This is a genomic window from Afipia carboxidovorans OM5 (genome assembly GCF_000218565.1).
GTDB lineage: Bacteria > Pseudomonadota > Alphaproteobacteria > Rhizobiales > Xanthobacteraceae > Afipia > Afipia carboxidovorans.
Map to the genome: position 1 here is coordinate 2,084,904 of NC_015684.1, position 14,006 is coordinate 2,098,909.

The 14,006-nt window shown below is 63.9% G+C and carries 12 protein-coding genes, 1 tRNA gene and 1 pseudogene; 5 read left to right on the forward strand and 9 right to left on the reverse strand.

Annotation, left to right across the window (positions count from 1 at the left end; genetic code table 11):
* Positions 1 to 5 precede the first annotated feature (5 nt).
* Together OCA5_RS09735 and dusB are read right to left on the reverse strand one after the other, a co-directional pair.
* Positions 6 to 1,163 (reverse strand): two-component system sensor histidine kinase NtrB, encoded by a 1,158-nt coding sequence (locus tag OCA5_RS09735; protein WP_012563237.1) that lies wholly within the window; start codon positions 1,161 to 1,163, stop codon positions 6 to 8.
* Positions 1,160 to 2,191: a tRNA dihydrouridine synthase DusB gene (gene dusB / locus OCA5_RS09740; protein ID WP_012563236.1), complete on the reverse strand. Its 1,032-nt coding sequence runs from the start codon at positions 2,189 to 2,191 to the stop codon at positions 1,160 to 1,162. Before dusB ends, OCA5_RS09735 begins: the two co-directional genes overlap by 4 nt.
* Before the next feature lie 229 nt (positions 2,192 to 2,420).
* Here dusB and OCA5_RS09745 point away from each other — a divergent pair, with 229 nt between their 5' ends.
* Both OCA5_RS09745 and OCA5_RS19485 read left to right on the forward strand, forming a co-directional pair.
* On the forward strand, positions 2,421 to 3,626 hold the full coding sequence (locus OCA5_RS09745) for a bifunctional 2-C-methyl-D-erythritol 4-phosphate cytidylyltransferase/2-C-methyl-D-erythritol 2,4-cyclodiphosphate synthase (RefSeq protein ID WP_013913118.1): 1,206 nt from the start codon (positions 2,421 to 2,423) through the stop codon (positions 3,624 to 3,626).
* A gap of 1 nt (position 3,627) precedes the next feature.
* Positions 3,628 to 4,098, forward strand: a pseudogene (locus tag OCA5_RS19485) (CinA family protein); the annotation flags it as partial.
* Positions 4,099 to 4,132: 34 nt separating this feature from the next.
* Here the strand turns inward: OCA5_RS19485 and OCA5_RS09750 are convergent.
* Positions 4,133 to 4,600, reverse strand: a complete 468-nt coding sequence (locus tag OCA5_RS09750; RefSeq protein ID WP_013913119.1) for a type II toxin-antitoxin system RatA family toxin — start codon at positions 4,598 to 4,600, stop codon at positions 4,133 to 4,135.
* Positions 4,600 to 5,568, reverse strand: a complete 969-nt coding sequence (lipA, locus tag OCA5_RS09755) for a lipoyl synthase (protein ID WP_012563233.1) — start codon at positions 5,566 to 5,568, stop codon at positions 4,600 to 4,602. Before lipA ends, OCA5_RS09750 begins: the two co-directional genes overlap by 1 nt.
* Before the next feature lie 195 nt (positions 5,569 to 5,763).
* On the opposite strand from lipA, the gene OCA5_RS09760 reads away from it, so the two are divergent.
* Complete coding sequence (locus OCA5_RS09760) at positions 5,764 to 6,363, forward strand: DNA-3-methyladenine glycosylase (protein WP_012563232.1); 600 nt, start codon at positions 5,764 to 5,766, stop codon at positions 6,361 to 6,363.
* 107 nt (positions 6,364 to 6,470) lie between these two features.
* On the opposite strand, the gene OCA5_RS09765 is transcribed toward OCA5_RS09760, so the two are convergent.
* The 4 genes from OCA5_RS09765 to OCA5_RS09780 form a co-directional block, all read right to left on the reverse strand.
* Positions 6,471 to 9,341, reverse strand: coding sequence for a valine--tRNA ligase (locus OCA5_RS09765; RefSeq protein WP_012563231.1), 2,871 nt, complete (start codon positions 9,339 to 9,341; stop codon positions 6,471 to 6,473).
* 141 nt (positions 9,342 to 9,482) lie between these two features.
* Positions 9,483 to 10,133, reverse strand: a complete 651-nt coding sequence (locus OCA5_RS09770) for a PopZ family protein (protein WP_012563230.1) — start codon at positions 10,131 to 10,133, stop codon at positions 9,483 to 9,485.
* Between the two features lie 153 nt (positions 10,134 to 10,286).
* Positions 10,287 to 11,696 carry a TolC family outer membrane protein gene (locus OCA5_RS09775; RefSeq protein WP_012563229.1) on the reverse strand — a complete coding sequence of 470 codons (1,410 nt, stop codon included), beginning with the start codon at positions 11,694 to 11,696 and terminating at the stop codon, positions 10,287 to 10,289.
* Between the two features lie 203 nt (positions 11,697 to 11,899).
* Positions 11,900 to 12,559, reverse strand: a complete 660-nt coding sequence (locus OCA5_RS09780) for a protein-L-isoaspartate O-methyltransferase family protein (protein ID WP_012563228.1) — start codon at positions 12,557 to 12,559, stop codon at positions 11,900 to 11,902.
* A gap of 183 nt (positions 12,560 to 12,742) precedes the next feature.
* Between OCA5_RS09780 and OCA5_RS09785 the strand changes: the two genes are divergently transcribed.
* Both OCA5_RS09785 and OCA5_RS09790 read left to right on the forward strand, forming a co-directional pair.
* Positions 12,743 to 12,991: a chemotaxis protein gene (locus OCA5_RS09785; protein ID WP_244396057.1), complete on the forward strand. Its 249-nt coding sequence runs from the start codon at positions 12,743 to 12,745 to the stop codon at positions 12,989 to 12,991.
* A 4-nt stretch (positions 12,992 to 12,995) separates the two neighbouring features.
* Positions 12,996 to 13,613, forward strand: coding sequence for a class I SAM-dependent methyltransferase (locus OCA5_RS09790; RefSeq protein ID WP_012563226.1), 618 nt, complete (start codon positions 12,996 to 12,998; stop codon positions 13,611 to 13,613).
* A gap of 219 nt (positions 13,614 to 13,832) precedes the next feature.
* On the opposite strand, the gene OCA5_RS09795 is transcribed toward OCA5_RS09790, so the two are convergent.
* Positions 13,833 to 13,907 (reverse strand) — tRNA-Asn (locus OCA5_RS09795).
* Between the last annotated feature and the right edge of the window lie 99 nt (positions 13,908 to 14,006).

Genomic DNA, 14,006 nt, shown 5'->3' on the forward strand with positions numbered 1-14,006 from the left:
TGTCCTCATGTGCTGTCGCGCGTGGAGGCCGTTCCCGGTTCGGCTTCACCGTCGTGTGCGGGTGGAGGTGGATTGAACATCGGCAGCAGCACGCGAAAGACCGTTTTGCGTGGCTGCGATTCACATTCGATGATGCCGCCGTGATCGCCGATGATCTTGGCAACCAGCGCAAGGCCGAGCCCGCTGCCGGTCGGCTTCGTCGTCACGAACGGATCGAACAAATTGGGAAGAAGATCGTCCGGTACGCCGGGGCCGTTGTCGCGCACGCAGAACTCGAGCGGCAGCGATACTCGTGTGGCCTGACCCGGCACCGACAGACGCACGCCGGGGCGGAAGGCGGTGGTCAGCACGATCTCGGGATCATCAATAGTTACAACCGCTTCTGCAGCGTTTTTCACCAGATTGAGGAAGACCTGGACCAACTGATCACGGTTTGCGAGCACCGGCGGCAGCGAGGGGTCATAATCCTCGACGAAGCGCACGTTGCGGGCAAAGCCCGACTGCGCAAGCCGCTTCACATGATCGAGCACCGAATGGATATTGACCGGCCCGCGCGCAACCGGGCGCTCATCGCCGAACACCTCCATGCGATCGACCAGCGTGACGATACGGTCGGCCTCCTCGCAGATCAGCCGCGTCAGCGCACGATCCTCGGGCGTTGCCACCTGCTCCAACAATTGCGCGGCGCCGCGAATGCCCGACAGCGGATTCTTGATTTCGTGGGCCAGCATCGCGGCCAGCGCTGTGACCGAGCGCGCGGCACTGCGGTGGGTCAACTGGCGATCCATCTTGTCGGCAATGCTGCGGCCCTGCAGCATGACGACGATATGGCCCGGCCGCTCCGGCAAGGGCGCGGCGTGGATATCGACCTGGCGGTCGACGCCGATCCGTGGTGTCGAGAGATCGACCTTGTATTCGTTGACGGCGTTGCCGCTACGGCGGACCTGATCGATCAACCCGAGTAGCGGGCTTCCGAACGGGATGAAATCTTTCAGCGCCTGCCGCTTGAGGTGCTGCACCGAGGTCTCGAAAAACGCCTCCGCCGCCATATTGGCATCGGCAACCCGGCCGTCCGGCGCAATCAGCATCACCGGATTCGGCAGCGCGTTCAGGATCGCGTCATTGGCCGCCTCGATGGTGCTTCGCGCCGGAGTGAGCGTCATGCGGCAGCACTCCCCGCGAAAGCCTCGAACGCTTCGCCGAGCAAGCCGTGCACTTCCTCAGGCCGCTCGCTGGTGAGGATCTTGCCGCGCCACGCCTTGAGCGCAGCGGCCCCTGCTCCCGCCGTCTGCTCGGCGGCCTCAAGCCCCCAGCCGAGATGCTTGCGCGCGTGGCGAAGGCCGATGCGCGCGCCGTAATGGGAGAGGATGTCGTCGTAGAGCGTACGCAAATAGCCAAGCTGCACATCGAGCGCCGGGTCGGTTTCGGAAGCGCCACCCGCGAGGCGCCGTCCGATCTGCCCCGGCAGCCATGGTCGTCCCTGCGCGCCACGGCCAATCATCACCGCGTCGGCACCGGAGGCCGCAAGCGCCTCGACAGCATCGTCATAAGTCGCAATATCACCGTTGACGACAAGCGGTATGCGGATTGCTTCACGTACTGCGCGAACAGCCTGCCAGTCCGCCTCGCCCTTGTAGAACTGGCAGCGAGTGCGGCCATGCACCGTCACCATGCGGATGCCGGCGACCTCAGAACGGCGCGCAAGCTCCGGCGCATTCAGCGAGGCATGGTCCCAGCCGAGTCGCATCTTCAGCGTCACCGGCACCTTCACGGCTGCGATCGTCGCCTCGATCAACGCCATCGCGTGATCGAGATCGCGCATCAGTGCCGAGCCGGATTGCCCGCCGGTGACGTGCCGCGCCGGGCAGCCCATGTTGATGTCGATGATATCGGCGCCGCCGCCCTCGGCAATGCGCGCACCCTCCGCCATCCATTTCGTCTCACAGCCCGCAAGCTGCACGACATGCGGCCCGACGCCCGACGCCTCGCAGCGCAGGACTGACATCGGCCGGCCGCGGGCAAGATCGTCGCTCGCGGTCATCTCGGAGACGACAAGGCCCGCACCGAGGCGGGCCGCAACGCGCCGGAGCGGCGCATCGGTGATGCCCGACATCGGCGCAAGCAGCACGCGATTGGCGATATCGATATCGCCGATCCGGAATCCCGCCGTCTGGGACACGTTTTCGCTCACTGTCGTGCTCGTCCGCCTGAAAGCCTGTTGAGTGTCCGCATATTAAATAGGCAAAACACCGATCTGCCTGCAGATTAGACAAATCCGCTAAAAGCACAAGTGCAGCGCAGCATTTTCAGACGGTAATCGGCGGAACTGCCTCTCCATCCCCAGCGGGACCAGAATCCTGCCGAATCCGCCTCCGCTTGTGATAATGAGCGCGCGGATTTCCATTTTCGTTGCGAGTTCAATGCCCTCTTCCAAACGAGCAGCCGCCATCATTGTTGCCGGCGGACGCGGGCTCCGCGCCGGAGCCGGCAGCCCCAAGCAATATCGGACGCTGGGCGGCCAGAGCGTGCTGGCCCGCGCCATGGCCCCGTTCTGCACCCATCCCGGCATCTCAGCGGTTCAGCCGGTGCGCCATGCTGACGACGCCACGCTGTTTGCCGAGGCGACGCGCGGCCTCACCTTTCGCCCCGCTGTCAGCGGCGGCGCGACGCGCCAGCAGTCGGTGCGCGCCGGGCTCGAGGCGCTCGCGGCCGATGCGCCGGACGTCGTGCTGATCCACGACGCCGCGCGCGCTTTCATCACCCAGGATGTCATCTCGCGCGCGATCGACACCGCGCTTACGACCGGCGCAGCCATTCCCGTGATCGCGGTCAACGACACCGTGAAGCGCGTGGGCGACACCGGGCTCGTGGAAGATACGCCGAACCGTGCAGTGCTGCGCATCGCACAGACCCCCCAGGCGTTCGCGTTCGATACGATACTTGAGGCGCATCGCCGTGCCGCACGCGAGGGCCGCGACGATTTCACCGATGATTCCGCGCTTGCCGAATGGGCAGGATTGACGGTCGCAACCTTTCAAGGCGATGCTGCCAACATGAAATTGACGACACCTGAAGACTTCTCCCGCGAGGAAATCCGCCTTGCCGCAGCGCTTGGCGATGTCCGCACCGGCACCGGCTACGATGTGCATGCTTTCGGCGACGGCGACCATCTGTGGCTGTGCGGCGTGAAGGTACCGTTCCATCGCGGCTTCCTCGCTCACTCCGACGGCGACGTCGGCCTGCACGCGCTGGTCGACGCCATTCTCGGCGCGCTGGCGGATGGTGATATCGGCTCGCACTTCCCGCCGAGCGATCCGAAGTGGAAGGGCGCGGCATCCGACCAGTTCCTGATCTATGCCGTCGACCTCGTGAAGCAGCGCGGCGGGCGCATCGCGCATCTCGAAGTCACGCTGATCTGCGAAGCGCCGAAGGTCGGCCCCTTGCGCGAGACCATGCGCACCAGGATTGCCGAGATCACCGGCCTGCCGGTATCACGCATTGCGGTGAAGGCGACGACCAGCGAGCGGCTCGGCTTCACCGGCCGCCAGGAAGGCATCGCGGCCACCGCCGCCGCCACCATCCGCCTGCCGTGGGCGGATGCCGACGATCTCTCCGGGAGCAACTGATATGAGCGACAGCGCCACACGGGCGTTGTCCCGCTCCCTCCTCGATCTCTGCCGGATGCGCAAACTCAAGATCGCGACCGCCGAGTCCTGCACCGGCGGTCTCGTCGCCGCGGCACTGACCGAAGTGCCCGGCTCCTCCGATGTTGTCGATCGCGGCTTCGTCACCTACTCCAACGAAGCCAAGCACACCATGATCGGCGTCGAAAAGGCGAAGCTCGACACCTTCGGCGCTGTCAGCAAGGAAGTCGCGATCGCGATGGCGTTCGGCGCGCTCGAACATGCCGATGTCGATCTCGCCGTTGCCATCACCGGCATTGCCGGGCCCGGCGGCGCGACGCGGGGTAAGCCGGTCGGCCTTGTGCACTTCGCGGTCGCGGCTCGCGACGGGCGCATCATCCATCGCGAACAGCGCTTCGGCGCCATCGGGCGCGAGAACGTCCGGCAGAAGTCCGTGATCGAAGCTTTGAAAATGCTGACGGAGATGGCGCGCGGGCCGAAGACGCCGGTCAAACGCGCGCGCGCGGCGCCCCATAGACTGCATCCGCGCGCTTCTCGAAAGCCGACGCGAACTTCTGGAAAGCGGCGTCAAACATCGCGCCCATCAAAACCGCGAGCATCCGACTCTTGAACTCGTAGGCGATGAAGAAATTCACGTCACAGGCGTCCTCGCCCTTCGGCTCGAATGTCCAGCGGTTCTGCAGCCGGCTGAACGGGCCTTTCAGATACTCAACCGTGATCTTCAAATTCGGCCGGTCGAGCGTGACGCGGCTGGTAAAATTTTCGCGCACGAGCTGAAACGAGACACCCATGTCGGCGACGATGGTTTCGGTGCCGTCCGGATTCTGAGTGCGCCCACGTATCTTCAACGACTGGCACAGCGGCACGAATTGCGGATAGCGTTCGACATCGGCGACGAGATCGAACATCTTCGAGGCGCTGTGACGGACGCGGCGTTTGTTGGCGAATTGCGGCATCAGCCTGCGGATTGCAACTTGGCTTCACGCGCGGCCTTCAACCGCGCAAAGTCTTCGCCCGCATGATGCGACGAGCGCGTCAGCGGGCTCGCCGACACCATGAGGAAACCCTTGGTGAAGGCAATGCGTTCATAGCCGTCGAATTCTTCCGGCGTGACGTAGCGCATCACCGCATGATGCTTCAGCGTCGGTTGCAGATACTGCCCGATAGTAAGAAAATCGACATCGGCCGAGCGCAGGTCGTCCATCACCTGCAGCACCTCGTGCCGCTCCTCGCCGAGGCCGACCATGATGCCGGACTTGGTGAAGATGGTGGGATCGATTTCCTTGACCCGCTGCAGGAGCCGCACCGAATGGAAGTAGCGCGCGCCAGGCCGCACACTCTGGTAGCGCGACGGCACGGTTTCGAGATTGTGGTTGAACACGTCGGGCTTCGCCGCGACCACGACTTCGAGCGCGCCCTCCTTGCGCAGGAAATCCGGCGTCAGGATTTCGATCGTTGTGGTCGGGCAGCTCTCGCGGATCGCGGCAATGGTCGCGGCGAAATGCGCAGCACCACCATCGGCGAGATCGTCGCGATCGACCGAGGTGATGACGACATGCGCGAGGCCGAGCTTCTGCACCGCGAGCGCGACATGCGCGGGCTCATCAGGGTCGAGCCCGTCCGGCAGGCCGGTTCGCACATTGCAGAACGCACAAGCGCGCGTGCAGGTGTCACCCATGATCATGAAGGTCGCGTGCTTCTTGTCCCAGCACTCGCCGATGTTCGGGCAGCCGGCCTCCTCGCAGACGGTGACGAGGCCGTTCTCTTTCACGATGTTGCGGGTGTTGGCATAGCCGCGCGAGGTCGGCGCGCGAACGCGAATCCAGTCGGGTTTCGGCGGAGAGATCGCGTCGGGACGGTGGGCCTTTTCGGGGTGGCGCGGCCGCACCTGCCGCTCCGAAATCGTGTCGATCAACGTGACCATCAAGAACCCGTCTGTGTCCGCATCGCGCGGCTTTGCGCGTTTTCCGCTAAAGCGCGGCTTTACGCGCTTTTTTCAAAGGTAGGGTCACACGGTGATTGCGGCAACCCGGCCCGGAGAGTTAGGCTTACATCTATCATGTTTCCATGCGCCGCGCATGCCCGCTTGACCGTCTCCCAGCCCCGACTTTTCTGCCAAATGCCCGCCTCTGACAGCCGTCCCCCGCTCGGCAAGCAATTAAAGCGCAGTTTCTTCGCTCGCAGCGTTCATGAAATTGCGCCGGAGCTGATCGGCGCAACCCTGCTCGTCGATGGCGTCGGCGGGACTATCGTCGAGGTCGAGGCCTACCATCACACCGAACCGGCCGCGCATTCCTATCGCGGGGTGACGCCCCGCACGCAGGTGATGTTCGGCCCGCCGGGGCATCTCTACGTCTACCGCTCCTACGGCATCCACTGGTGCATGAATTTCGTCTGCGAGGCGGAAGGCTCCGCAGCGGCGGTGCTGATCCGGGCGATCGAACCGACGCAGGGGTTGGCCGCGATGCGGCGGCGGCGCAGCCTGCGGGACGAGCGCACATTGTGCTCGGGGCCCGGCAAAGTCTGCGCGGCGCTGGCGGTCAGCATCAAGCATAACGGCTGCGCGCTCGATGCTTCGCCGATCGAGATCTATGCCCGCACCGAGGTGCCGGAGATCGCCTCCGGCGTCCGCGTCGGCATCACCAAGGCGGCCGACCTGCCCTGGCGCTACGGCGTGAAGGGCTCGCGGTTTCTGAGCAAGCCGTTTCCGAAAATCTAGCCGCTCATCGCAAGCGGGATTTGGGTCCACCTCTCCCCACCGGGGAGAGGTGAAAGTCGCCGCGACCGGAGTCGGAAATAAAAGGAAGCCATTTGGGGGTGAATTTATTACCCCGCCGCCTTCAGCCGCTCGATCGCCTCGACGATCTTGGTGCGGCGGGTGACCGCCTCCTCGCGCTTCTCGCGCTGCTCGTCGATCACCTCTTCCGGTGCGTTAGCGACGAACTTCTCGTTGCCGAGCTTGGCATCGACGCGCGCGATATCGGCGTCCGCCTTGCCCAGCTCTTTTTCGAGCCGGGTTTTCTCGGCCGCGAGATCGATCACGCCCTTGAGCGGAATCGCCGCAACTTCGCCACGCACCAGCAATTGAAGCGAGCCTTGTGGGGCCGCCGCATCGAACGAAATCTCGGCAACGCGCGCCATGCGCTTGATGACGTCGCTCCAGCGTTGCGCGCGCGCCTGCAACTCTTTCGAGGCGTTGACGAGGATCAACGGAAACAGCGTCGCCGGGGCGATGTTCATCTCGGCACGGACCGAGCGGATCGCGGTGACGAGATCGATCAGCCAGCCGATCTCGGCTTCCGCCTTCGGATCGGAGAACGCCTCAGCCTTCAAGGCCGACGACGTCATCACCGGCACCGCAAGCGGATCGCCCGCCATCGCCGCCTGCATCGAGGCTTCGAGCGCGATCTCGTCGTCGGGCTGAATTGGCCATGCGGCGAGCGCCAGCACGTTGTCGCGCGGAGCGGTGACGGCCCACAGCTCCTCGGTGATGTAGGGCATGAACGGGTGCAGCAGCTTGAGGATCTCGTCGCGCGCCCACGCAACCGCTGCCTGCGTCTCGCGCTTCGCCTCGCTGTCCGGGCCGAGCAGCACGGGCTTGGCCAATTCGAGATACCAGTCGCAATAGACGTTCCAGACGAAACGATACATCGCGCCCGCCGCATCGTTGAAGCGATACGCGCGGATCGCCTCGGTCACTTCATGCGTCGCATGCGAGGTCTCGTGTGCGATCCAGCGGTTCAACGTCTCCTTGCAGCGCGTGGCATCAAAACCTTTCGCCAGTGCGCAGCCATTCATCTCGGCAAAGCGCGAGGCGTTCCACAGCTTGGTCGCGAAGTTGCGGTAACCCTCGACGCGGCTGGTGGCGAGCTTGATATCACGGCCCTGCGCCGCCATCGCGGCAAGCGTAAAGCGCAGCGCATCGGCGCCGTATTCGTCGATCAGATGCAGCGGATCGATGACGTTGCCTTTCGACTTCGACATCTTCGCGCCCTTCTCGTCGCGGACGAGCGCGTGGATGTAGACCGTCGGGAACGGCACATCGTTCATGAAGTGCAGGCCCATCATCATCATCCGGGCGACCCAGAAGAAAATAATGTCGAAGCCGGTGACGAGAACGCTCGTAGGATAATAGCGCTTCACCTCCTTGTCGGTGTCCGGCCAGCCGAGCGTCGAGAACGGCCACAGCGCCGAGGAGAACCAGGTGTCGAGCACGTCCTCATCGCGCGTGATGAACTCGTCGCGCTTGGCGGGATCGACCGCCATATCGTGCGCCTGATCGTCGTCGATGACGCCTTCCTCGAGGTAATAGGCAAGCGCCTTGCCGACCGCCTCTTCTTCCGTCTCGGCGACGAACACTTTTCCGTCCGGGCCGTACCATGCGGGAATCTGATGGCCCCACCAGAGCTGGCGTGAGATGCACCAGGGCTGGATGTTCTCCATCCACTCGAAATAGGTCTTTTCCCAGTTCTTTGGCACGAACGAGGTTTCGCCGTTGCGCACGGCCGCAATCGCGGGCGCGGCGAGCGTCTTGGCGTCGACGTACCACTGGTCGGTGAGGAACGGCTCGATCACGACGCCCGAACGGTCGCCATGCGGCACCATGTGCGTGTTGGGCTCGATCTTCTCGAGATAGCCCTGTTGCTCGAGACGCGCGACGATCTCGCGGCGTGCGGCAAAGCGCTCCACGCCGTGCAGCTCCGCGATCAGGTCGAGGCCGCTCTGCTCGATGTCCTTGCGATAGTCGTCGTTATCAGCGAGCGCGAGGCGTCCTTCGATATCGAGGATGTTGATCTGCGGCAGCTTGTGGCGCCTGCCGACCTCGAAGTCGTTGAAGTCGTGCGCCGGCGTGATCTTCACCGCGCCAGAGCCCTTCTCCGGATCGGAATAGTCATCGGCAACAATCGGAATCCTGCGGCCGACTAAAGGCAGCACGACATTCAGGCCGACAACGTTGCGATAGCGATCGTCGGCCGGGTTCACCGCGACCGCACTGTCGCCCAGCATCGTTTCCGGCCGCGTCGTCGCAACCACGATGTAGGTCGATGGATCGTCCGGATTGAAGGTCTTGTCCTCGTAAGGATAGCGCAGGTGCCAGAGATGCCCCTTGACCTCGACCTGCTGCACTTCGAGATCGGAGATCGCGGTAAGCAGCTTCGGGTCCCAGTTGACCAGACGCTTGTCCTTGTAGATCAGGCCTTCAGCATAGAGCGTGCAGAACACCTTGGCGACGGCGCGCGACAGTCCCTCGTCCATGGTGAAGCGCTCGCGCGACCAATCGCAGGAGGCCCCTAACCGCTTCAACTGGTTGACGATGGTGTCGCCGGATTCCGCCTTCCACTGCCAGACGCGATCGAGGAATGCTTCGCGTCCCATCTCGCGGCGCGTCGGCTCCTTGCGCGCGGCAAGCTGGCGCTCGACCACCATCTGCGTCGCGATGCCGGCATGATCGGTGCCGGGCTGCCACAGCACATCGCGCCCGCGCATGCGCTCGAACCGGCACAGGATGTCCTGCAGCGTGTTGTTGAGCGCGTGCCCCATGTGCAGCGAGCCGGTGACGTTCGGCGGCGGAATGACGATCGTGAACGGCTCAGCCTCGCGGCGCTCCGGGCGGCCAGCCTTGAAGGCTTCCGCGGCGTCCCATGCCTCGCGGATGCGCGGCTCGATTTCGGCAGGCTGGTAATTTTTCTCGATCATCACGGGTACAATCATGGAGCGCGGGCACAGGAAGCGGCCCGCTTGTCGAACGAAGGTAGGATGCGATTATAGCGCAGATGAGGCTTTAGCGGCCTGCCTGTGTGCGTCAAGTCCGCAATGGCCGCTGCCTTGGCTGGCTCCTTAGCGGCCGCGCGCGACCCGCTCGATTTCCGCCTTGACGATGCGCTCGACCAGGGTTGGCAGATTGTCGTCGAGCCAAGACTTGAGCATCGGCCGCAGCATTTCCTTGACGAGATCCTCGAGCGTGCGGGCGTTGTTGGTCAGCACGGTGGTCGCGAGCGAATTGAACGCCGATTCCACGGCCTTCGCGGTGGCGCCGCTCAGGACCTGCGGCTCCTCCGCCACCGGTGCGGCGGCGACGGGCGCGGGCGGCGCTTCGGTGAATTCGAGATCGTCGTCCTGCGGTTCGACCTTCTGAAAGGTCTCCGGCGCGGCTGCAGGCACCGCCATCTGCTCGGTCAACTCAAAGACATCCTCAGCCTCTTCGGGCTCCGGTTCGGCCGGTGCAGGCGCAGCAGCAGCCGGCGCATCGAAGCTCGCCAGCATCGCATCGATGTCTTCCTGGCTGTTCTTCGCGGCGGGCGCGGGCTCGGACTTGAGCGCAGGCTCGGGCTTCGGTGCCGGTGTCGCGGGTTTGGCTGCTGCCTGCGGCGGAGGCGCAGCTTCAGCGGGAGCAGCAGCCGGCTTGGCGTCGTCATCGGAGATGATGCGCCTGATCGACGCAAGAATCTCTTCCATTGAAGGCTCTTGCGCCTTTGCCGGTTGATTCATCTCCGACCCCACATCATCGGCTTCCCCGTCAGGAAAGCCGCACGCCACTGCTGCGAATCGTCACGCAGCTCCCCTTCCAAGGTACGTCAGGGCGGTAATTGATTGCAAGCAACCGGCCCGGAAACCGGCCGCTTCCCACAGCGGAGTGAGGGCTCAGCGGCCGTCCGGTGTGCGCACGCCCGCCCAGCTATCCCGCACCTGATGATAGTGCACGGACGGATCATAGATCGTGGCGCGGAGCTTCAGCGTCACCGGCGAGAGCCGGCCGACCGCGTTCAGCACGGTGTAGGACGCGACCACGCGATCATGCTGCGCGGTGACGAGCGCGATGCGTGCGTTCACCAGCGCCTGCTGCGCGTTCAAGACGTCGAGCGTGGTGCGCTGACCGACGCGGGCCTCTTCGCGTACACCGTTGAGTGCGATCTCGGACGCCGTTACCTGCGCCTGAGCCGAGGCGACCTGCGACTTGGTGGCGGTCAACTGACCCCAGCTCTGCGCGACGGTCGCGCGGGTCTGGTCGCGAACCTGATCGAGGTTGAGGCGCTGCTGCGCCAGCGTTTCTTTCGACTGGCGGATCAGCGAATACTCGGAGCCGCCCTGATAGATCGGAACCGTGAGCTGTGCCGTCGCCGATGCGCCGAACTGCTGGTAGGTCGTCACGGTGGTTTCGTTCGAGTGCTGAACGGCGCCCTGCAGCGTCAAGGTCGGAAACAGCGCGCCCTCCGCCACCTTGACCTGCAGGTGGCTGACGTCGATGCCGTACATCGCAGCGGTGACGTTCGGGTTCTCGACGAGGCCCATGTTGATGGCCTGCGCGAGGGACTTCGGCAGATAGCGGTCGACGGGCGAACCCGGCTGCGGGTTCTGCGGATCGCTGCCGATGATGCGGCGGAAGTTGGCGCGCGTTGTCGTCAGCGTTGATTCCGCAGCGAGCAACTGGGTGCGTCCGGCAGCCAACTGCGCCTGCGACTGCGCCACGTCGGTGCGCGTCACTTCGCCGACGTTGAAGCGATCCTGCGTCTGCTTCAGCGTCTGCTCCAGCACATTGACGTTGCTGCGCTGGACTTCAACAATCGCGGAGTCGCGCAAGTAATCCATGTAGATCGTGGCGGCCGCGAGCAGCACGCTCTGCTCGAGCACGCGCAAGCCCTCGCGCGCAGCCGAAACCTGGCTTTCCGCGGCGCGGGTGCGGTTTGCTGTCTGCCCGCCGTTGTAAAGAGTTTGCGAAATGGTCGCGCCGAAGCTGCGCGGTGCATTCACGCCGGAGAGGTTCTGCCGCTGCACCACGCCGTTTACGGTCTGCTTGGTGACGATGTCCTGATATTGCGTACCGGCGCTCGCCGTCACCGCCACTTTGGGACGATAACCGGACAGTGCTTGAGGCACGTTTTCGTCAGTCGCGCGCACCGAAGCGCGCTGCGCATTAAGCTGAGGGTTGTCCTGATAGGCGCGCACAAGCGCCGCTTCGATAGTTTCCGCCAAAACCGGAGTCGCAGCGAAAAGCAGCACGGGGGCCGCGCTTGCGGCCAGCGCCAGACGCCAGGCTTTCCCTGAAAAACGCATTAGGTCCCTTCCAACATCGTCTTACGTAATTGGATTTACGCAAGAAAACCGGACTCCCAACTCTCGCCGAATCCAGTTCGGCTCGCAACATATTCGTCCCGGAGGGCCTGCGTAAGCACTTGTGAGTGTTTACTAACAAAAGCTTCGCTTGTTGGGTCTTCTAGGTCACACCCGAAAGGCTAAGGCGCAAAATCCTCCGTCACTCAAAATGTAAAGCCCGGCAACCGCTTAAGGCCGGGAAGAACGGGTGCAGCGGCGTCGAACAGGGTCCGGGCGCCAAAATCTGCCTCCGAGCGGGTCACGAGGGTGGCGCGCGAGGGCACAGATTGCGCGAACACGCCGACGAGGCGTCCGCCGGGCTTGATCTGGTCATAGAGGGCCTGCGGAACCACCTCGGTCGCGCCATGGAGCACGATGACGTCGTAAGGCCCCCTGGCAGCATCGCCCTGCCCGGCCTCGCCCGCCGTGACCGTGATATTGGAGAGGCCGCTAGCCTCGAGCGCCGAGCGGCTTGCCGCGGCGACCTTGTCATTGGCACAGACCGCGACGACCTCAGCCCCGAGACGACCCGCCAGCGCTGCCGCATAACCGGCTGCGCCGCCTGTCACCAGAACCCGATCGGTCGGCTCGATATCGGCAGCCTGCAGCAGCCGGCCGAGCACCATCGGCTTGATGAGATAAACATTGTCCTCACCGTCGAGGGCGATGTCGCGATCGAGATAGGCAAGCGCCTTCTGGCTCTCGGGAAGAAATGCCTCGCGCGGGGTCGCCCGCATGGCCTCGATCAGGCGCAGATCCGTGACATCGGCGGTGCGAACCTGGGAATCGACCATGTTCCAGCGGGAAGTCAGAGCATCAGGCATCGTCATCCTCAACGGTAGAATGCGGCCAGCAGGGCCACGCCGGGGCATCTTTGAGGCAAGGAAATGAGAAACGCAAGCGCCCCGCGCAATGCTCTGGCGCTTGCGAAAACCGCCGAAATCCCTCAACAACCGCCACGGAACAGATCCCCGGCCGGATGCCGGCCAGAAATCAGGACGATGGCGATGGATGACGCGTGGACCAAGGACGACAAGGGCAACATCATCGTGTTCCCACTGGTCGGCTACGAGACGCGGGTGGTGGAAAACCGGGCGCTCGCGCTGCGGCTGCCCTTCATGATGCAGGGCGACGACCAGACCCGCCCGAGCGGCTCGCTCCAGCTCATCATCAGCAGCGCCGATGACGTCCGCGATTTCGGGCAAGCTCTGATCGACGCGGCCGACCGGATCGAAAAGCGCTCCAAGGGCGCCTGAAAAAGTGCCTGACAGCAGCGCGACGCAAGCCGGATTCTTCCAAAGCGCGCGGATGCCCGACCCGGACTGGTGGGAGGTCCTTTGGCCCGATCCCGCCAAGGTCCTTGCCGATGTCGGTATAGAGCCAGGCATGCGCGTCGCCGACCTGTGCAGCGGTGACGGCTGGTTCACACTTCAGATCGCGCGAATCGCTGCAGCCGTGATCGCTATCGATCTCGATCCGCAGCTTCTCGACCTGGCGCGGATTAGATTGAAAGAAGCCGGCGTCGCGAGCGGGCATTTCGTGACGAGCGACGCCTACGACATTGCAGCGGCGGTCGGAAAGCCGGTGGATCATGTGTTTCTGGCAAACACCTTTCATGGTGCACCGGACCACACCCGCCTCGCCCGCGCTGTCCACGATGCGCTCGAACCGGACGGGCTGTTCACGGTCATCAACTGGCACGACAGGCCGCGCGAGGACACGACGGTTCTGGGTAAGCCTCGCGGGCCACTGACAGCCCTGCGCATGTCGCCGGAGGCGGCCGTTGCGACTGTCGAGCCGGCCGGTTTCAAGCTGCACAAACTGGTCGACGTCTCGCCTTACCATTACGGCGCGGTGTTCAGGCGAGCATCCAGCTAGAGTGTTTGCACTTTTGATGGAAACGAGATTTGTCATTGCCGGGCTCGACCCGGCAATCCATCTTCTTGAAAAGACTCTTTTTTTGATGGATGCGCGGGTCAAGCCCGCGCATGACGATTCCGAGTAAACCTGAAGCGCTATAGGAATCTTCCGCGAAACAGCCGCAAGCCAGCGCGGGCTCGCGCTGTCGGTCGGCTGGATTGTGGGGCTTTGATGCGCTGGCTCCCCGGGCTGGATTCGAACCAGCGACCATTCGATTAACAGTCGAATGCTCTACCGCTGAGCTACCGAGGAATACTGCCGCGCAGTCGGGGGCCGATATAACAAAGGCTCCAGCTTCTGCAAGCTAAAAGTCGTGCAGGCTTAGTGTCTTGCCCGCAGAAAATCCTATCC